Origin of the sequence: Acididesulfobacillus acetoxydans (assembly GCF_902729405.1) — a bacterium.
Classification (GTDB): Bacteria; Bacillota; Desulfitobacteriia; order Desulfitobacteriales; family Desulfitobacteriaceae; genus Acididesulfobacillus; species Acididesulfobacillus acetoxydans.
In genome coordinates, this window is the sequence record NZ_LR746496.1 from 666884 (window position 1) to 685940 (window position 19057).

11 protein-coding genes and 2 rRNA genes are annotated in these 19057 nt (G+C 53.8%); all 13 read left to right on the top strand.

What is annotated here, in order from left to right:
• Nucleotides 1-112: 112 nt before the first annotated feature.
• The 13 genes from tyrS to MNU25_RS03015 all read left to right on the top strand — a co-directional run bounded on the left by tyrS (nt 113) and on the right by MNU25_RS03015 (nt 18932).
• Nucleotides 113-1357, top strand: a complete 1245-nt coding sequence (gene tyrS / locus MNU25_RS02955; RefSeq protein WP_240983712.1) for a tyrosine--tRNA ligase — start codon at nt 113-115, stop codon at nt 1355-1357.
• 468 nt (nt 1358-1825) lie between these two features.
• Nucleotides 1826-3790 carry a sigma 54-interacting transcriptional regulator gene (locus tag MNU25_RS02960; RefSeq protein WP_240986703.1) on the top strand — a complete coding sequence of 655 codons (1965 nt, stop codon included), beginning with the start codon at nt 1826-1828 and terminating at the stop codon, nt 3788-3790.
• Nucleotides 3791-4009: 219 nt separating this feature from the next.
• Nucleotides 4010-5404 carry an amino acid permease gene (locus MNU25_RS02965; RefSeq protein ID WP_240983713.1) on the top strand — a complete coding sequence of 465 codons (1395 nt, stop codon included), beginning with the start codon at nt 4010-4012 and terminating at the stop codon, nt 5402-5404.
• A gap of 358 nt (nt 5405-5762) precedes the next feature.
• Complete coding sequence (locus MNU25_RS02970; protein WP_240983714.1) at nt 5763-6857, top strand: Leu/Phe/Val dehydrogenase; 1095 nt, start codon at nt 5763-5765, stop codon at nt 6855-6857.
• A 139-nt stretch (nt 6858-6996) separates the two neighbouring features.
• Nucleotides 6997-8061: a butyrate kinase gene (gene buk, locus MNU25_RS02975; protein WP_240986704.1), complete on the top strand. Its 1065-nt coding sequence runs from the start codon at nt 6997-6999 to the stop codon at nt 8059-8061.
• A gap of 34 nt (nt 8062-8095) precedes the next feature.
• A complete protein-coding gene (locus tag MNU25_RS02980; RefSeq protein ID WP_240983715.1) occupies nt 8096-9025 on the top strand; it encodes a bifunctional enoyl-CoA hydratase/phosphate acetyltransferase in 930 nt (309 codons plus the stop codon).
• A 15-nt stretch (nt 9026-9040) separates the two neighbouring features.
• Entirely contained in the window at nt 9041-9754 is a 714-nt protein-coding gene (locus MNU25_RS02985) for a CpaE/TadZ family protein (RefSeq protein ID WP_240983716.1), read from the top strand.
• 138 nt (nt 9755-9892) lie between these two features.
• Entirely contained in the window at nt 9893-10117 is a 225-nt protein-coding gene (locus MNU25_RS02990) for a 4Fe-4S dicluster domain-containing protein (protein ID WP_240983717.1), read from the top strand.
• Nucleotides 10118-10121: 4 nt separating this feature from the next.
• Nucleotides 10122-11189 (top strand): 3-methyl-2-oxobutanoate dehydrogenase subunit VorB, encoded by a 1068-nt coding sequence (gene vorB / locus MNU25_RS02995; protein WP_240983718.1) that lies wholly within the window; start codon nt 10122-10124, stop codon nt 11187-11189.
• On the top strand, nt 11186-11941 hold the full coding sequence (locus MNU25_RS03000) for a thiamine pyrophosphate-dependent enzyme (RefSeq protein WP_240983719.1): 756 nt from the start codon (nt 11186-11188) through the stop codon (nt 11939-11941). The genes vorB and MNU25_RS03000 overlap by 4 nt, the downstream gene beginning before the upstream one ends.
• Entirely contained in the window at nt 11938-12564 is a 627-nt protein-coding gene (locus tag MNU25_RS03005; protein ID WP_240983720.1) for a 2-oxoacid:acceptor oxidoreductase family protein, read from the top strand. Before MNU25_RS03000 ends, MNU25_RS03005 begins: the two co-directional genes overlap by 4 nt.
• A 942-nt stretch (nt 12565-13506) precedes the next feature.
• A 16S ribosomal RNA gene (locus MNU25_RS03010) occupies nt 13507-15073 on the top strand.
• Nucleotides 15074-15600: 527 nt separating this feature from the next.
• Nucleotides 15601-18932 (top strand): 23S ribosomal RNA (locus tag MNU25_RS03015).
• Together the 16S and 23S rRNA genes form the textbook arrangement of a ribosomal RNA operon.
• Nucleotides 18933-19057: the final 125 nt, after the last annotated feature.

Genomic DNA, 19057 nt, shown 5'->3' on the forward strand with positions numbered 1-19057 from the left:
AAAGTATAATGGAAATGATAAAAATCTATCAGAAGATATGATAGAATATAATGCGACAAAAGTCTGGAGGTTCGGTCTCGGAAAGAGTGAACCTGGTGTGAGGGGCGGTAACGTGGCAGAAAACAAAAAAGAGTACGGCAAAACGGTAGAGGAGCAATTGAGCATACTGAAAACCGGGGCGGCGGAGATTATTCCGGAAGCGGAATTGGCCGCCAAGCTGGAGCGTTCCCTGAGTGAGGGGAAACCTTTGGTCGTCAAATTGGGTCTGGATCCCACCGCACCGGATGTGCACCTGGGACATACGGTACCCTTGCAAAAACTGAGGCAGTTTCAGGATTTGGGTCATCAGGCCGTCATCGTCATCGGGGATTTCACCGGCCGGATCGGGGATCCCACCGGAAAGTCGGAAACGCGCAAACCGATGACTCCGGAGGAGTTATTGCGCAATGCTAAAACTTATCAAGAGCAAGTTTTCAAGATTCTCGATCCCGCGAAAACGAGAATGACGTTTAATTCAAGCTGGTTGGGCAAGCTGACGTTTGCGGAGGTCATTAAATTGGCTGCCGCGACGACGGTGGCGCGCATGCTGGAAAGGGACGATTTTGCCAAACGCTATGCGGCGGGTATGCCCATCGGTGTGCATGAATTCTTTTATCCCCTGATGCAGGGATATGATTCGGTCGCTTTGCGGGCCGATGTCGAGCTGGGGGGTACGGACCAAACGTTCAACCTGCTTATGGGGCGCACCCTGCAGAAGGAAGCGGGTCAGGAACCTCAGGTTGCTTTGACGCTGCCTCTCCTGGAGGGCTTGGACGGGGTTCAGAAAATGAGTAAGAGCCTGGGTAATTACATCGGGGTTTACGAATCGGGGCGTGAGATGTTCGGCAAGACGATGTCCCTGCCGGATGAGTTGATGATCCGTTATTTCGAACGGGTAACCAAAGTTCCGGTTGCGGAGATCCGGCGGCTGGAAGCAGGCTTGCGTGAGGGGACAGTGCATCCCCGGGATTTAAAAATGCGTCTGGCCCGTGAGATCGTCGGTATTTACCACGGGGAAGAAGAGGCGGAAAGGGCACAAGCGGAGTTTATCAGGATGTTCCAACAGAAGGAAGCCCCCGACGAAATGCCCGTGATTGAGGTGGGGGCCCTGAAGGGTCCGGACGGACGGCTGGAACTGGTGACCCTTTTGGTGGGCTCAGGTCTGGCCCCCAGCCGGGGAGAAGCGCGAAGATTGATTGAGCAGGGTGGGGTGCGCTTGCGCGAAGAAAGAGTAACCGATCCACAGGCGATCGTTTCCGTTAATTCCGGAGATGTCCTGCAAGTCGGTAAACGCAAGTTCGTCAGGTTGACTTTGTAATACGTTCGGCGCCGGCCTTAGGCGATCGTTTCCGAGTGCCGGGCAGCCGGGGACCGTCTGAGCCCGTGAGGGGAGTTCTTCGTTGAGAGGTGTCCCGGAGTGAAGAGTTAAAAAACCCTGTCGTTGGAGCTCATGGCTCTCGGCAGGGTTTTTGGGCCATATAAAAAAGTTTCGGGGCCAAAACCGGAATCGACGCTTCCCCAAGACGGGGATTACCCGGCGAAACGTCTAAGTCCTGGCTATTCGGGGGTGAACAGTCCTCGTGAAGGTCGGGCTTTGCTGGCAGCTACAGCTGGCAAAGATAACTTTGACGAGATCCCGGGGGATTACCGTGATGGTTTTGGTGTTTCGGGGCAATATTTAGGTAGATACTTTTTAAGATCGAGACGGCATGCCCCGGGGGTTTGGCTGGGGGCCATGAAAAAGTCGGGCGCCGGTCCGCACATGGGTGAGGTGAGTTAAATGGAAATACGCGTTCAAGACTACGTGATTCAAATCGATTTCGTCGATCGCCTGGGTTTGGCCTACGAGATTTTTGAGGTTTTCAAGAACCGGAAGATCAATCTGGTGGGGATGGAGGCCACGTCCAACGAGCGCATGCTGATTAAATGCCAAACGGTGCGCGAGTATCTGCAGGCGTTAATGAATGAATTGATAACCATCGAGGGAGTCAAAGCCCTGGAGTTGAAAGATTACCTTCTGTGTGAACAGAGGGAATATGAGCTGAGCACGATTTTGAATTCGGTCAGTGAAGGTATCATCGCGGTCAATAACAAAGGGGTCATTACTCACCTGAATGAGGTGGCTTGTCGCACTTTCTTTTGCTCGAAGGAAGAAGTGATCGGTAAGGATATCGATCAGGTTTTTCAAGCCAAGGCGCCTATCTTGCACACGCTCAAGACGGGACAGCCCTACAGCCTGAAAGAAGTAAAGATGCAAAAGGACCACCGCAGCATCCACTTCCTGACCAGCGGTTTGCCCATTTTCAATGCCCGAGGTCAGATCATCGGCGGGGTGGCCACGATCACAGACTTTAGCCAGATTGAGGAGATCGTTTCCAAAGTCGGCGCCAAGAAACGCTTAACGACCTTTGAGGATATCGTCTACCAAGGCCCAGCCATGAGCCGTCTGGTGGAAACCGCCAAGGCGGTGGCCAAAGGAAATTCGACGATCTTGCTGCGTGGTGAAAGCGGGACCGGAAAAGAGTTATTCGCGCGGGCTATTCATATGGAGAGCAACCGGGCCTCGGGCCCGTTCATCGCCATTAACTGCGGAGCCTTGCCGGATTCTCTTTTGGAGAGCGAGCTCTTCGGCTATGAAGAGGGGGCTTTCACCGGAGCGATCCGGGGCGGGAAGAAAGGCCTTTTCGAGCAGGCCCATGGGGGAACATTATTTCTGGATGAAATCGGAGAGGTGTCTGCCCCTGTTCAAGTGAGGCTCTTGCGGGTCTTGCAGGAAAATACCGTCCGCAGGGTGGGCGGCTCCAGGGAAGTCCCGGTCGATGTCCGCATTATAGCCGCTACCCACAGAAACTTGGAGGATATGATTCGTGCGGGGGAGTTCAGAGAAGATCTTTATTACCGCTTGAATGTTTTCCCCCTGAGAATTTTGCCCCTGCGTGAACGCCGGGAGGACATTCCGTTCATCGCCCAACATTTGATTCGCAAGATATCTCTGAGGCTTGAGCGGCCGGAATTTTGCCTGACCAAAGAGACTATGGAATTTTTGATGAAACAGGATTGGCCCGGCAATGTCCGGCAGCTGGAAAACGTCTTGGAGCGCATGATTAATATCATGGAGATAGAGGGAATCAAGGCGGAGGATTTTTACAGCTGGATGAACTTACCGCGTCCCGCCGGCAGGGAGAGGCAAGGTGCGGGAGAGGAGCGGGGGCTGCGAAGCGAAAGCGGGACCGGGCGCGGGCCCGAAGGCGAAATTGAAGCCGAAATCAGGGATGAGATGCGCGAGGCCATTGCGCGCCGCTCAGGTACGGAGGCAGAAGCGGCGGGGTTTCAACAATCGCGGGTCGCATCGGCCGTGATCGAGAGTATTGAGACAAGGAGTCCTAACACCCCGCCGGTCTTGACGGGAGGTATGGAAGCAAGAGGCTTGCGCACTGTTGAGGCCGTAGGTTTGGCAGAAAAAGGCGCCACCGACGCCACCGGCCAAGCGCGGGGACTGCCTGTCCGGGTCAAAGACGAAAATATTAGCTCCGGCGCCGGAGTTCGCGTCCTCCATGTGATGATTCCGTTTACGGCCAAATGGCCTCCCCTGAAGACAATTGTCAACGAAGTGGAAAAACAGGTTCTTATAAGCGTACTGGCTAAACATCCTTCCTCCCGGAAAGCCGGCCGGGTCTTAGGGGTTTCCAGCACGACAGTCCTCAACAAGATCAACGCCTACGGGATTGTCCTGGAAAACGACGAAGACTGAGTCTGAGAAATGACGAAAGTGGCAATATATCTTATCATAGTGCCAAGGTTATTTATCACTTTGCTAAGTAACCTTGGCATTTTAACGTAATAAAATGCTAAATTGTCGGCGGATTCGACCTTTTCTTACGGAGGGATGCCTGGTACGCATATTGCAATGAATTATTGACAATTCTCGCTATGAACGCACTAGCAAATGTATTTGAAAGAGGGGTAAGGTATGGGCCAAGATGTTCAAGAACAGGAACAATTGAGGAGAGGATTGAGCGACCGGCACATTCAGATGATTGCGTTGGGTGGCGCCATCGGTGTCGGTTTGTTCTACGGTTCGGCCACGACGATTCAACTGACGGGGCCGGCTGTGATGCTGTCTTATTTGTTGGGCGGGATTATCATTTTCATTATCATGCGCGCTTTAGGTGAAATGGCAGTGGCTGAGCCGGTATCGGGCTCTTTCAGCTCGTACGCCAATCGCTACTTGGGCCGTTTTGCCGGGTTTTTCACCGGGTGGACCTATTGGTTTCTCTGGATCGTTGTCGGCATGGCGGAGATCAGTGCTTTCGGTATCTATATACAATATTGGTTTCCCTCGGTTCCCCAATGGATTTCCGCGCTTGCGGCCCTCTTGATTATGACGCTCGTGAACTTAATTAATGTCAAGTCGTACGGAGAATTTGAGTTTTGGTTCGCAATGATTAAAGTCGTCACGATTTTGGGGTTGATCGTGGTCGGCGGATTGATCATCTTTTTCGGGCTTGGCAACGGAGGGCATGCGCTTGGCCTTGCTAACATGTGGATTCACGGCGGGTTCATGCCGAACGGGCTCAAAGGATTTGCACTCGCGTTCGTCATGGTGATGTTCTCCTTCGGAGGAGTCGAGTTGATCGGTATTACGGCCGGGGAGGCCAAAAACCCGAGCAAGACCATTCCTAAAGCGGTAAACAGTGTTATCTGGCGTATTCTGGTTTTCTATGTCGGTGCTATCGGTGTCATGATGGCGATTTATCCCTGGAACGAAATCGGCAGCAAAGGAAGCCCATTTGTTCTGGTGTTTGCCAAAGTCGGTATTCCGGCGGCCGCGTCTATCATCAACTTTGTCGTGATCACAGCTTCCCTTTCCGCTTTCAACTCCGGACTGTTCAGTACGGGGAGGATGCTTTATAACCTGGCGCTCCAAGGCAATGGGCCCAAGGTGTTTGCGAAGGTCAGCAAATCGGGCACTCCGGCCAATGGGATCATATTTTCCGCGGCTGCCCTGCTGATCGGCGTCTTTCTGAACTATATCATTCCGGCCAGCGTTTTTGCTTACGTGTCTGCCGTGGCTACGGTCGCCATGCTGACGGTTTGGACGATTGTTCTGCTGACCCAATTGAAATTCCGCAAAACGAAGATTGCCGGCGGAGAAAAGATAGAGTTCAAGCTGCCGCTTTGGCCCTTCATCTCCTATATCGCTTTAGCTTTTATGGTTTTTATCGTTGTGGTCATGGCCTTCATGCCCGCGACGCGTATTGCTCTGTATGTGGCTCCGGTCTGGTTTTTGCTGCTCTATGTCAGCTATAGGATGGGCAAGAGAGATACGCTGGAGAATGTGAGACCGCAGGAAGTGGGCAAATAGCGGATTACGTGTACCCCAAGCGGATTGCGTGTATTCCACTGGGGGATTGCGTGTACTCCAAGTGAACTCGTTCAGCTAAAGCCGAACATCGATGAATTTGACTCCTGCCCCATACTCCCCTGGTCTTTCCCGGGTGCGCAGGAAAGTTATCACCGCGCAGAGACTGCCAACTTTTCTGCGCAGACGCCCGGACGGTTGCGCAGGTTCCTTTCCAAAACTTGTGAAAATATAAGCTCTTGCGCACTTTTAGCGGACCTTTTCGGAGAGATTGCGCTGGCACAGATCTTGCAACGAGCCTGATGATATAGCTGTCCCAAGGGACAAAGAGGAAATGTAAAAATACGGGAGGAAGATGGAAATGTCTGAAAAGGAAACAGCTTTCAAAAGTATCTTTGACCAAATGGCTCAATACGGACATGAGCAGGTGATTTTCAATTATGACAAAGCGACCGGGCTCAAAGCCATCATCGCCATCCATGACACGACTTTGGGACCGGCCTTGGGCGGCTGCCGGATGTGGAACTACGAGACAGAGCAGGATGCGCTGACAGACGCTCTGCGCCTGTCCCGGGGCATGACTTATAAATGTGCCGTTTCGGGCGCCGTCCATGGGGGCGGAAAAACCGTCATTATCGGCGACCCCAAGAGCGAAAAATCGGATGAGTTGTTCCAGGCTCTGGGGACCTTTGTCGAGACCCTCAAAGGCCGTTATTATACCGGTACGGATGTCGGAACGGTGGGGATGGATTTTGTCTCCGCCGGCAAGCAGACGAAGTACGTGGTCGGACTGCCGGAAGAATATGGCGGCAGCGGCAATTCGGCTATCATCACCGCCTATGGTGTCTATCGCGGCATGAAAGCCACAGCCCTGGAAGCTTTTGGTTCAGATTCGCTGAGCGGGCTGACCATTGCTGTTCAGGGACTGGGCAAAGTGGGCTACGACCTCGTCGGCCGCCTTTATCAGGACGGCGCCAAACTTGTGGTGACGGATATTGAGGACAATAACCTGCGCCGGGCCAAAGAGGAGTATCCGGGCATCACAGCCGTTAAACCCGATGAAATCTTCGGGGTCGAGTGCGATATCTTCTCACCGAATGCTTTGGGTGCTATTATTAACGATGAGACCATTTCTCAATTCAAATGCAAAGCCATTTGCGGAGCGGCCAATAATCAGTTGAAAGAGCTCCGGCACGGCGACCTTTTGAAGGAGAAAGGAATTCTCTATGCCCCCGACTATGTTGCCAACGCGGGCGGTTTGATTCAAGTGGCCGATGAACTGCAGGGATATAACAAAGAACGGGCTTTCAAGAATGCCAGTCTGATTTATGATATCCTGCTGCGTATCTTTGCCGTGGCCAAGAAAGAGAACATTTCCACCGCGCAGGCAGCCGATGTGATGCTCGACAGAAAGATTGAGACAACAGGCCGCATTCAGCAAAAATATACGCGTTAACCTCTGCGGAGCGGATGATGGCCGGAGCGGCTTGGGCATAGGCGGAAGAAATGGGGGTCCTCAGACAAGATATAACCCGATTCCGCTGCCAGCCCGCCGGCCAGTCTCAAGCAAGTTCGAAGGGGAGGGGGCGAAGTCAATTCTTATTTTGGCGGTAAATCCGGGCTCGACCTCTACAAAAATAGCAGCCTATCAGGACGAGCTCTGCCTCTGGAAAGAGGTCATTGAGCATTCCGCGCAAGAGTTACAGCCTTTTGCCCGGATTAGCGATCAATCCTCCTACCGGATTGAGAAGATCCAGGAGGTACTGCGGGAGAAAGGACAAAAGTTAGAAGTGTTTGCCGCGATCGTGGGGCGGGGTGGCTTGTTGAAACCGCTCCCCGGCGGCACTTATCTCGTCGATGAGTATTTGGCTGCCCAATGCCAAAATGCGCCCGGCGGGGAACATGCCTCGAATCTCGGCGCCATCATCGCCTTTCATCTGGGGCAGCGGATCAAGGCTCCCGCCTACATCGTAGACCCGGTGGCCGTCGACGAGATGGAGGCGGTGGCACGTCTGTCGGGGCTGCCTGAACTTCCGCGCCTCAGCCAGGGGCACGCGCTGAACATGAAGGCTGTGGCGAGAAAGGTTGCCCGGCAGCTGGGGAAAGCGTATCACGAAGTGAATTTGGTGGTTGCCCATCTGGGCAGCGGCATTTCAGTGACACCTCACCGCCGGGGTTTAATGATTGACGTCAACAACGCCAATATGGAAGGGCCGTTTTCCGTGGAACGCTGCGGCACTTTGCCGGCCGCCCTTTTAGTCAAACTTTGTTATTCGGGCCGGTATTCCGAAACGGAAATGCTGAAGAAGATCCTCAAGGAAGGCGGCCTCTACGCCTATTTGGGCACGAAGGATGCCCGCGAAGCCGAAAGGCGCATGCAGGAGGGTGATGCCCGGGCAAAATTGGTGTTGGAGGCGTTGGCTTATCAAGCAGCCAAAGAAATCGGGGCGATGACCACGGTACTTTTGGGTGAAGTTGACAGGATCATTTTGACCGGAGGTCTGGCTCACTCCGAGTTTATCACCGGTGAAATCTGCCGCAGGGTTTCTTTCCTGGCGCCGGTCGAGATCATTCCGGGTGAAGAAGAGATGGAATCTCTCGTTTTGGGGGCCTTAAGGGTATTGAGAAAAGAGGAAGAGGCTTTGGTTTACCGGGCTTAACCGTCTGCATCTTGGAGGGTTGGAGTGTTTAAAAATGCGATTTTCTAATTTTGGAGCTTTGCTGGCGAAGGCAAAAAGCTTGGGCAGGGCGAGAGTGGCAGTGGCTGCCGCAGCGGACCGGGAAGTGCTCGAAGCAGTGAAATTGGCTTTTCATGAGGATTTGATCCAGCCCGTCCTGGTAGGAGATGCCAGGCGCATCAGGGAAATCGCCGCCGCGATTGAATTGGATCTCCGGCACGTCGAAGTCGTGGACGAGGCGGAACCGTTGAGAGCGGCCCATGCGGCGGTGGATGCCGTGGCGGACCATAAAGCCGAACTCCTGATGAAGGGCCTCGTCAACAGCTCGGATTTTCTGCGGGCTGTGCTGCGGTCAGAACGCGGTTTGCGTACGGGCAGGCTGCTTTCCCACTTGGCGGTGTTTGAAGTCCCCGGTTATTTGCGTTTGTTGTTCGTAACGGACGGGGGGATGAATATTGCCCCGGATCTAGGCCAGAAAAAGGAGATCCTGACCGGTGCGGTGGATTATCTGCACACTATCGGCATGGAAGAAATCAAGGTGGCAGTTTTAACGGCGAATGAGATGCCCAGCCCGAAAATGCCGGCGACCATGGATGCCAAGGCCTTGGCAGAGATGAACCGGGCCGGGGAATTTGCCGGGGCCATCGTGGAAGGCCCGTTGGCTTTGGATTGTGCGGTCAGTGCGGCTGCATTGAAGCACAAGGGCTTGCCCAGTGAGATCAAAGGGGAGGCGGACCTCTTCGTGGTGCCTTCCATTGAGGTGGGGAATGTTCTTGGCAAGTCCATGGTTTACTTCGGAGGTGCGACGATGGCCGGCATCGTATTAGGGGCTCAGGTGCCCATTGTTTTGACTTCCCGCAACGATCCTCCCCGGAGTAAATTGATGTCTTTGGCCATGGCGGCCCTAAGCCGGGTTAGCCGGGACAATTTGCAGTGTGCACGCTAAAACGGAGGCAGGGGTATGAAGATCCGGGCCGTTGACAAAGAGGGCTTGCTTGGAAGGCGGGTTCTTGTCATAATGGGTGGATATGGGGCCGGCAAAACCCAGATAGCCATCAATCTTTCGTTGCAACGGGCTCAAACCGGCCAAAGCGTGGCTTTGGTGGATCTTGATTTGGTGAACCCTTATTTTCGTTCACGGGAAATATCCGGACCGTTGCTGGAGGAAGGGGTCAAAGTAATACGACCTGAGGGGGATTTGGCCTTTGCCGAGAACCCGTCCCTCCCGGCACAAATCGCCGGGGTTCTCAGAGACAGGTCGACGGACGTTCTGCTCGATGTCGGCGGCAATGAAAACGGCGCCACCATCGTGGGCCGCTATCACGATCTGTTGCAAGGCCGTGATGTCGGCGTTCTTCAGGTCGTCAATATCTTTCGGCCCTTTAGTATGACGGTGGCCGAAATCGAAGAATTGCGCCTGGTGATGGAGAATCGCTCGCGCCTCAACGTGCAGGGCTGGATTAACAACTCCAACCTGCAAGAGTGGACAACCTTGGCAGATTGGGAAAAATCCGGAGAAGTCATGGCCGACCTGGTCAGTAAGAGCCGTATTCCGCTTGTGGGATGCGGGGTAAATCCGGAGTGGGCAGAGGCTTTGGGTTTAGTTTGGCAGCCCGAGTGGATTCCGGTGAAGCGTTATCTGAAGCTGGGCTGGAAAGGGTTAAAGCCGGAATAGGCGAACCGTCCGGCAGTGAACCGGTGTAACGGTGCCAAGAAAAGCCGTCAGAATAGATCAGCGAGAGAATGCTGCGGCGGCCGGCAGCCGGCTTTGGAGATGGGTCCGTGAGAAAGCGTGTGAAAGGGAGAAGGGAAAATGGCGAACAATCACGTCGAAATCAAAACAGAACGCTGCAAGGGCTGCGGGCTCTGTGTCAGTGTTTGCCCCAAGAAGGTCCTGGAAATCGGCGAAACCGCGAACAGTAAAGGTTACTATGCAGTGATCATGCAGGATGAGGACAAATGTATCGGTTGTGCATTTTGTGCTTTGATGTGCCCGGATCTGGCGTTAGAGGTTTACCGGGCTGAGAAGGGAGAGTGAGATTATGGCAATCCTGATGAAAGGCAATGAGGCAATCGCGGAAGCGGCGATCCAAGCCGGATGCCGTTTGTTCTGCGGCTATCCGATCACTCCCTCCACAGAGATCCCGGAATATATGGCCAAGAAGATGAAAAAGGCCGGCGGGACCTATTTGCAGGCGGAAAGTGAAGTGGCGGCCATTTATATGGTTTACGGGGCGGGGGCCGCCGGGGCCAGAGTTATGAGCGGGACCTCGAGTCCGGGTTTCAGTCTGATGCAGGAAGGGCTCTCTTACCTCTTCGCGGCGGAGATTCCCTGCGTGATTGCCGATGTTATGAGAGGAGGCCCGGGACTGGGAGGCTTGGGACCGACTCAGGCGGACTATTTTCAGCTGACCAAAGGTGGCGGACATGGAGATTATCATCCAATCGTGCTGGCGCCGGCGACAGTTCAGGAAATGATCGATTTGACCAAAGAAGCTTTTGATTTGGCGGACATCTACCGCAATCCCGTTATTTTGGCGGTAGACGGAATTCTCGGCCAGATGATGGAACCGGTCGAGTTTCCGGGGACGTATAAGGCCAAAATATTACCGGCCAAGACTTGGGCTGCCGATGGCTGTGAGGGGCGTCCCAAGAACAACGTGATCAGTTATTATCTTTCTTCGGAAGCCGGGGAAGCGGACAATCTGCGCTGGGGGAAAAAGATGGCACAAATGCAGGCGGCGGAGCAGCGTTTTGCCGAACTGTCCCTGGATGACGCGGAGTACGCTTTCGTGGCTTTCGGCACGAGTTCAAGGATTACAGAAACGGCTATTGACATGTTGCGCTCCGAAGGGGTTAAAGTGGGGCTTTTTCGGCCGATCAGCCTCTGGCCCTTCCCGGTGGAAGGCTTGCAGAAGAGGGTTCCCCAGATCAAGGGCTGGATGAGCATCGAGCTGAGCGCTGGCCAGATGGTTCAGGATGTGCGGCTTGCCGTCAACGGCCGGGCACCGGTTGGCTTTTACGGGCGGCAAGGCGGCATGATCCCCGAACCGGAAGAGATTGTGGCGGCTTTCAAAACACAGATCCTGCAAGGGGGTGTTCAGAGGTGAAGACAGTTTTTGCGAAGACGGCGGGACTGACAGACCGCGTAACTCACTATTGTCCGGGTTGTACGCACGGAATCATCCACCGCCTGATCGGTGAGATCCTGGAGGAAATGGAGATTATCGGGAAGACTGTCGGAGTGGCTCCCGTCGGCTGTGCAGGATTTTGTGAGAACTATTTTGCCTGTGACATCATCGGAGCAGCCCATGGGCGGGCGGTAGCCGTAGCCACAGGGGCCAAAAGGGCACATCCCGATCGGGTTGTCTTCACTTACCAGGGGGACGGGGACGGGGCTTCCATCGGTTTGGCTGAAACGGTTTCGGCGGCTGCCCGCGGGGAAAAGCTCACCTCTATTTTCGTAAATAACGCGATTTACGGGATGACCGGAGGGCAAATGGCGCCCACAACCTTGTTGGGAATGAAGACCGCGACTTCGCCTTATGGACGGGATGAAAGCATGGGCTATCCGCTGGATTTGCCCAAACTTCTGGCTCAAGTCAGAGGTGCGGCCTATGTGGCCTCGGTGTCCGTGGACAATCCGCAGGCGGTGCGGGAAGCGAAAAAGGCGCTGAAGAAGGCATTCCAGGTGCAGTTGGATGGGCTCGGTTATTCATTTGTCAGCATTCTTTCCACTTGTCCGACCAACTGGGGAGTGACCCCGGTAGAAGCCCTGGAGTGGGTAAGGACCAAGATGAAGCCTTATTTCGCTTTGGGAGAACTTAAAGTGCCGGCCGAGGAAGGGGGAGGCGAAGAATGACGGAACAAGGTATTAAGCAGCGAGGTATGGCGCCCCAGGGGACGGACACCGCTGAGGCGGCGAAGCCCGTGACGGCGAAACCTGTAACGACGAAGTACGTTCTGGCGGGATTCGGCGGGCAGGGAGTCCTGTTCGTAGGCAAAGTTTTAGCCCAAGCCGGGATGATGGCAAAAAAGCAAGTAACTTGGATCCCAGCTTACGGTCCGGAAATGCGCGGGGGAACGGCCAACTGCTCGGTCATTATTTCTGACAGGAAGATCGGCAGCCCGACAGTGGGCAAACCTTCCGTCTGCCTGACCATGAATCAAGCCGCCTACGAAAAATTTCTGCACACCATCGTCCCGGGCGGAGTACTTTATGTCAATTCCTCGATCGTAGCCGACCTTCCGGGCCGTGATGATATTCGCATTGTGAAAGCCCCGGTCAACGACCTTGCGCACGATTTGGGCAGCGCCAAGGTGGCTAACATTGTCATGCTTGGAATTATGCAGGCCTTGACCCCTTCCGTGTCGGATAAGGAATTGGAAGACGCCCTCATGCAGTTAGCGGGCAAGAAGCCGGAACTGGCCGAACTCAACCGCCAAGCGCTGAAAGCAGGAATGGAGTTTGCCAATAGGCTATAATGCCCGGTGCAAATCCTAAGGGGTTCGCGCACGGCAGAAAGCCGGCACATCTTCCGCTTACAATTTTCTATTGAGAGCCCGGGGCCGTACCCCACGGCGCTAAAGCAGCCTTTCTTAAGCAGCCTTTGGGTACGGCCTTTTACGGCCTTTTTGGCTCCGGAAATCGTCAGCAGTGTGAACGCCCTGAACGTTCTATGGATACGGCGAAGTACATCACACCATACCACACACATCACAGCCACACCACATCACAGCCACACCATACCAACACCACATCACAGCCACACCATACCATACCATACCATACCATACCACCTACACCATAACACTGCACCGCTCATTTGATTTGCCAGTCTCCAACCGTCAAACGCATCTCCTGTTAGTCTGCGGTGCGGACCGGCCTGCGGGCGCAGCCTAAGGCTGTTTTGCCATGGCGGGGGTGTACGTCCGCGGGCAGGGGTTCTTGCGCAAGATTGGGGGCCTGAGAAGGATTCTGGGACTTCGGAAAAATCCACGCAGTGACGCGGGGACTCGAAAAAATCTACGTATAAAGTTGATACGAATAAAGTTGAGAACAAAAAACTAAAATAACAGTTGACACCGGGATGACGGCATGCTATTATAATTAAGCGTCGCGGGGCAAGAGCTTCCGGCCGCGAGGAGAACTCGAGCCGGACAGGCTAAAAAAAGGCGGAAGAAAATAGTAGTTGACAAATGATGTCGAAGGTGCTAGAATTCAATTCCGTCGCGGGTAACGACGCGAAGCCGTAAGGCGAACCGGTCTTTGAAAACTAAACAACAAGGACAGCCAATGAGACTCGTCAAGAGAATCTTATAAGAGAGCCAAGGAGCTTTCGTAAGAGGGAATCTGCTTTTTCTGTGAGGGAAGGCGGCCGGAGCAATCCGGGCGGTTGAAGGCACAGGGGAAGTCAAGATAAAAGTTTTACGGAGAGTTTGATCCTGGCTCAGGACGAACGCTGGCGGCGTGCCTAACACATGCAAGTCGAACGGAGATATTTTGAAGTTTACTTTAGGATATCTTAGTGGCGGACGGGTGAGTAACGCGTGGGTAACCTACCCATAAGGCCGGGACAACTCCTGGAAACGGGGGCTAATACCGGATAATCTTTCCGAGGGACATCTCTGGGGAAGGAAAGGCGGCCTCTGAAGATGCTGCCGTTTATGGATGGACCCGCGTCTGATTAGCTAGTTGGTGGGGTAACGGCCTACCAAGGCGACGATCAGTAGCCGGCCTGAGAGGGTGAACGGCCACACTGGGACTGAGACACGGCCCAGACTCCTACGGGAGGCAGCAGTGGGGAATCTTCCGCAATGGACGAAAGTCTGACGGAGCAACGCCGCGTGTATGACGAAGGCCTTCGGGTTGTAAAGTACTGTCTTTGGGGACGAACGGCGTCTATGTAAATAATGTAGGCGAGTGACGGTACCCAAGGAGGAAGCCCCGGCTAACTACGTGCCAGCAGCCGCGGTAATACGTAGGGGGCGAGCGTTGTCCGGAATTATTGGGCGTAAAGGGCGCGTAGGCGGATGCTTAAGTCCGGTGTGAAAGACTGGGGCTCAACCCCAGGGTTGCATCGGAAACTGGGCGTCTTGAGGACAGGAGAGGAAAGCGGAATTCCACGTGTAGCGGTGAAATGCGTAGATATGTGGAGGAACACCAGTGGCGAAGGCGGCTTTCTGGACTGTAACTGACGCTGAGGCGCGAAAGCGTGGGGAGCAAACAGGATTAGATACCCTGGTAGTCCACGCCGTAAACGATGAGTGCTAGGTGTAGAGGGTATCGACCCCCTCTGTGCCGCAGTTAACACAATAAGCACTCCGCCTGGGGAGTACGGCCGCAAGGTTGAAACTCAAAGGAATTGACGGGGGCCCGCACAAGCGGTGGAGCATGTGGTTTAATTCGACGCAACGCGAAGAACCTTACCAAGGCTTGACATCCTGCGAACCCTTAGGAAACTAAGGGGTGCCCTTCGGGGAGCGCAGAGACAGGTGGTGCATGGTTGTCGTCAGCTCGTGTCGTGAGATGTTGGGTTAAGTCCCGCAACGAGCGCAACCCCTATCTTTAGTTGCTAACAGGTAAAGCTTGAGCACTCTAGAGAGACTGCCGGTGACAAACCGGAGGAAGGTGGGGATGACGTCAAATCATCATGCCCCTTATGTCTTGGGCTACACACGTGCTACAATGGCCGGTACAGACGGAAGCGAAGCCGCGAGGTGAAGCGAATCCGAGAAAGCCGGTCTCAGTTCGGATTGTTCTCTGCAACTCGAGAGCATGAAGTCGGAATCGCTAGTAATCGCAGGTCAGCATACTGCGGTGAATACGTTCCCGGGCCTTGTACACACCGCCCGTCACACCACGAAAGTCTGCAACACCCGAAGCCGGTGAGGTAACCCGCAAGGGGGCTAGCCGTCGAAGGTGGGGCCGATGATTGGGGTGAAGTCGTAACAAGGTAGCCGTATCGGAAGGTGCGGCTGGATCACCTCCTTTCTAAGGAGAACTTAATCAGGGTTTGAGCGGACTGTGAACTGCGGGGTTGAAAAAACCGCAGCAGTCACAGAGAAGCGAACATTTGATTAAAACATCCTCAGGTCGATAACGGACTGTTGTATCCTGCAGCGGGGTTAAAGCCGCGGGCCGGAGAAATGAGTTCGTTGGTCAATGAGCGCAAGCTCAAAATTGGGGTCGGCATTGGCAAAAGCGGATAAGTGGGTTGACCCCGATCGGTTTGTCCAAACTGTTCGCAGCTTGTTGTTTAGTTTTGAGGGACCATGTCAGAAGCGGGAAGCCGGAGGTCAGAGGCCGGAAGGTGATGGCTAATCTGACATTCGGTGGCAGAACCGACCGCGTATATCGGGTATTTCTATTCGAAGATCGAAGACAGGTACCCGGTAGGCAGAGTCCGGCTTGGAACCTCAAAAGCTGTTCTTTGAAAACTGCACAGAGTTTTTCAATACTGTCAAAGGATTCAACCGAAGAAACGAAAGTTTCAAAAGAACCTTAAGTGGCGGATTTTTGGTCAAGCTACTAAGGGCGTACGGTGGATGCCTAGGCGCTAAGAGTCGAAGAAGGGCGCGGTTAACAGCGAAATGCCACGGGGAGCCGTAAGCAGGCCTCGATCCGTGGATACCCGAATGGGGCAACCCAGCCGGAGTCATATCCGGTTATCTTTAGCTGAATCCATAGGCTAAAGAGGACAACCCGGGGAACTGAAACATCTAAGTACCCGGAGGAAGAGAAAGAATTATCGATTCCCTCAGTAGCGGCGAGCGAACGGGGAAGAGCCCAAACCGATCTCGATGTTCGTGGTTCGAAGTTCGTGGTTCGAGTGCAAGTAAATCTTGAAAGCCTGAGGAAGCAAGAAAAAGTTTTCTAAAGACCAAATAGATGCACATGCAAACGAACATCGAATATCGAATATCGAACATCGAGATCGGGGTTGTAGGACCCTCTATTAGGCCGGAGCTTCTAATTGAACAGGACTGGAAAGTCCGGGCAAAGAAGGTAACACCCCTGTAAGTGAAAGGGGCGAAGGCTGTGAGGGTATCCTGAGTACCGCGGGACACGAGAAACCCCGTGGGAAGCTGGGAGGACCACCTCCCAAGGCTAAATACTCCTTAGCGACCGATAGCGAACGAGTACCGTGAGGGAAAGGTGAAAAGCACCCCGGGAGGGGAGTGAAAAAGAACCTGAAACTGTACGCTTACAAGCAGTCAGAGCTTGTGGTTCGTGGTTCGAGATTCGTGGTTCGATGAATGTGTTTCTAAAAAGCGATAAACCGAGATACGACGGAGTCGTATCTTAGGTCAAGACCGCAAAGGAATACAAAGAATCGAACGACGTGCATCGAACCACGAACTACGAGTGATGGCGTGCCTTTTGTAGAATGAACCGGCGAGTTACGGTATGGAGCGAGGTTAAGGCGAAAAGCCGGAGCCGGAGCGAAAGCGAGTCTGAAGAGGGCGAATAGTTCCATGCTGTAGACCCGAAACCGTGTGATCTACCCATGGACAGGGTGAAGGTGGGGTAAAACCCACTGAAGGCCCGAACTCACTGTCGTTGAAAAGGCAGGGGATGATCTGTGGGTAGGGGTGAAATGCCAATCGAACACGGAGATAGCTGGTTCTCCCCGAAATAGCTTTAGGGCTAGCCTCAATCGATGACTGACGGCGGTAGAGCACTGAATAGGCTAGGGGCCTTACCCGGTTACCGAACCTTATCAAACTCCGAATGCCGTTAGGTTTAGATTGGGAGTCAGACTGTGGGGGATAAGCTTCATAGTCGAAAGGGAAACAGCCCAGACCATCAGCTAAGGTCCCTAAGTATACGCTTAGTGGAAAAGGATGTGGAATTGCTCAGACAACCAGGATGTTGGCTCAGAAGCAGCCACCATTTAAAGAGTGCGTAATAGCTCACTGGTCGAGTGGTTCTGCGCCGAAAATGTAACGGGGCTCAAGCGTATCACCGAAGCTATGGCTAGGAACGGAATTATTAAGTCTTTAGAGAGAGGGCCCGAAAAAGAGCCCTACATCAGGAATTTTGCATCTGCTAAGAAGGCAAGTTTCAATAAGAGCAAAATTCCCAAATGTTCTTCAGGGGCTGAAGCGAGCAGGATAAGCGCAAAGCTAAGGGTTTAATAATTCCGTTCCTGGGGTAGGGGAGCATTCCAAGGTCAGCGAAGTTCTTCCGGAAGGAAGGGTGGAGAGCTTGGAAGAGAGAATGCCGGTATGAGTATGCGAAAAGGAGGGTGAGAATCCCTCCCGCCGAAAATCCAAGGTTTCCTGGGGAAGGCTCGTCCGCCCAGGGTAAGTCGGGACCTAAGCCGAGGCTGAAAAGCGTAGGTGATGGACAACTGGTTGAGAGTCCAGTACCACCGGTAAGCGATTGAGCGATGGGGTGACACAGAAGGACAGGTCCAGCGTGCCGTTGGTTGAGCACGTCCAAGCCTCGAGGAAGCAGGGCAGGCAAATCCGCCCTGCGAGATTCTGAGGGGTGATGGGGAGCGAAAACAAGTAGCGAAGGGACTGAGTTCAGGCTGTCAAGAAAAGCCTCTAGTGAGCGAATCGGTGCCCGTACCGTAAACCGACACAGGTGGATAAGGAGAGAATCCTAAGGCGCGCGAGAAAACCCTCGTTAAGGAACTCGGCAAAATGACCCCGTAACTTCGGGAGAAGGGGTACTCCTAGGAATAGGAGTCGCAGAGAATTGGTCCAGGCGACTGTTTAACAAAAACACAGGTCCCTGCAAATCCGCAAGGAGAAGTATAGGGGCTGACGCCTGCCCGGTGCTGGAAGGTTAAGAGGAGAGGTTAGGGGAGACCCGAAGCTTTGAATTGAAGCCCCAGTAAACGGCGGCCGTAACTATAACGGTCCTAAGGTAGCGAAATTCCTTGTCAGGTAAGTTCTGACCCGCACGAAAGGCGTAACGATCTGGACACTGTCTCAACGAGGGACTCGGCGAAATTGTAATACCCGTGAAGATGCGGGTTACCTGCGACAGGACAGAAAGACCCCATGGAGCTTTACTGCAGCTTGACATTGGATTTTGGTAGAGAATGTACAGGATAGGTGGGAGACTAAGAAGCCAGGGCGCCAGCCTTGGTGGAGTCGCCGGTGGGATACCACTCTTTTTGTACTGAAATTCTAACTTAGTCCCCTGAAGCGGGGATGAGGACCGTGTCAGGTGGGCAGTTTGACTGGGGCGGTCGCCTCCCAAAGTGTAACGGAGGCGCCCAAAGGTTCCCTCAGCGCGGATGGAAATCGCGCGAAGAGTGTAAAGGCAGAAGGGAGCTTGACTGCGACACAAACAAGTGGAGCAGGGACGAAAGTCGGGCTTAGTGATCCGGTGGTTCCGAGTGGAAGGGCCATCGCTCAACGGATAAAAGCTACCCTGGGGATAACAGGCTTATCTCCCCCAAGAGTCCATATCGACGGGGAGGTTTGGCACCTCGATGTCGGCTCATCGCATCCTGGGGCTGTAGTAGGTCCCAAGGGTTGGGCTGTTCGCCCATTAAAGCGGTACGTGAGCTGGGTTCAGAACGTCGTGAGACAGTTCGGTCCCTATCCGTCGCAGGCGCAGGAAATTTGAGAGGATCTGTCCCTAGTACGAGAGGACCGGGATGGACGGATCCCTGGTGTACCAGTTGTCTCGCCAGAGGCACCGCTGGGTAGCTATATCCGGAGCGGATAAGCGCTGAAAGCATCTAAGCGCGAAACCGACCTCAAGATGAGATTTCCCACGAGCGTAAGCTCGGTAAGACCCCTGAAAGATGAACAGGTTGATAGGCCCGATGTGGAAGCGCCGTGAGGTGTGAAGCTGACGGGTACTAATCGGTCGAGGGCTTGACCAAAAGCGATATTGGAAATTCGAGGTTCGGGGTTCGAAAAGAACGTCAGAACCGAAGGGAAGAAGAATATCGGTAAGGCCACAAAAAGGTAAAGAGATTCAGAGGGGGCTCAAACGAACTCTGAATCT